This window comes from Paenibacillus sp. Dod16, assembly GCF_049893405.1.
GTDB lineage: Bacteria > Bacillota > Bacilli > Paenibacillales > Paenibacillaceae > Paenibacillus_AQ.
Genome location: NZ_JBNDYG010000119.1, coordinates 1 through 1443, shown reverse-complemented (window position 1 = coordinate 1443; position 1443 = coordinate 1). Strand labels below are relative to the sequence as shown.

At 47.5% G+C, this 1443-nt stretch carries 1 protein-coding gene; it reads left to right on the top strand.

The window, feature by feature from the left end:
• The first annotated feature begins 128 nt into the window (after positions 1-128).
• Positions 129-1322, top strand: coding sequence for a transposase (locus ACPV3A_RS37640; protein WP_006207339.1), 1194 nt, complete (start codon positions 129-131; stop codon positions 1320-1322).
• The last annotated feature ends 121 nt before the right edge of the window (positions 1323-1443 follow it).

Here is a 1443-nt window from a genome sequence, read left to right as displayed (position 1 = left end):
TGAGCATTTTGCATTAATCTGAGTCCTTGATACACAAGGATTTCCACACATAAAAAAGGGACTTCACCCCAACTTGGCGAAGTTTTTCGGTGACCAAACCAAAAACCTCAAGAATGGAGGAAGTCACCTTGTATATTCTCCAAGAAAGTCTGTTTTCCTTTGAAGACCTGATACAAATTCATTCGAAAGATCGGTTGCCTATCTTTTTTAGTGCCTTGGATCTTCGTCCTTACGCGAAAGAACTGCGAAGTCGTTCACCCCGAGGGGCTGGTGGCCACTGTCGAGAAGGCATTTTGCGTGCCCTTTTAGCTGCTCCTCTTGAGCATATTCAGACCTTTACCGGCTTACATCATCGACTGGAAACTGATCTTCGATTTCGCTATCAATGTGGACTTTCGCTCGATCGTGAAGCTCCATCCATCGCTACATTAAGCCGAGTCTTTGCTGATCTGACGAAGAAAAACTTGGCTAAACAGTTGTTCGATGATTTGGTAAAACGCTGTAGACAAGAAGGCGTCATCGACGGCAGCCACGTCGCGATCGACAGCGCTGCGATCCATGCTTACGAAGAAAAGAAGCCCAAGAGAAAGAGCGAGCAAACGGGCAATGCCAACTGGGGAGCGAAGTTCGACTCCTTTGGCAACAAGGTCACTTGGTTCGGTTACAAGCTCCACCTGGCTGTGGATACGCAAAGTGAACTTCCGCTCGCTCTCGAAGTCACGCCAGCGCATGTCAATGATGGGGAGATGGCTCCAGGCTTGATTAAAACCGTAACTGCCGAAACCGACGTGAAATTCTTTATGCTCGATGCCGGCTACGACCAAATGAAGGTTTACGAAGCTGCCCGGAACGTGAAGGCGCAAGCTATTGTACCACTCAATCCTCGGGGAGAGAAGGAACCTCCTGCTGGAATGTCAACGAACGGAACGCCTTGCTGCTCCATGGGGTTTGCGATGACGTATTGGGGTGCTGACGACGATGTTTTGAAATTTCGCTGCCCTCACGCCACCGGTAAAGTCGATTGTCCACTAGGTATGACCGCTTGTTCCTCTTCCAACTACGGTATGGTGGTGAAGGTAGATGTGAAAGACGACCTGAGACGGTACAGCAGTCCGCATCGAGATACCAAGCGTTGGAAGGAACTTTACAATGAACGTACCAGTGTGGAACGATGCAACTCCAGAATGAAAACCCACCTTACCGCAGACAGCTTGCATGTCTGGGGGATTCAGAAAGTCACAACTCACCAGTATCTCAACGCTATTGTACTGCTCGTCTCTGCGCTTTCTGTAACAGGTAAAAAGAACAAAATAGCAGTTTAAAAAATAGAAACGGCAAAATTCTGCAGGTCTGTCCATTTTTAGAATGGAGCCACCATATAAGCTTGATCCTTATTGGATCCTGTTGTCTTTACGTCAATTTTCGAATTATGCAAAATGCTCA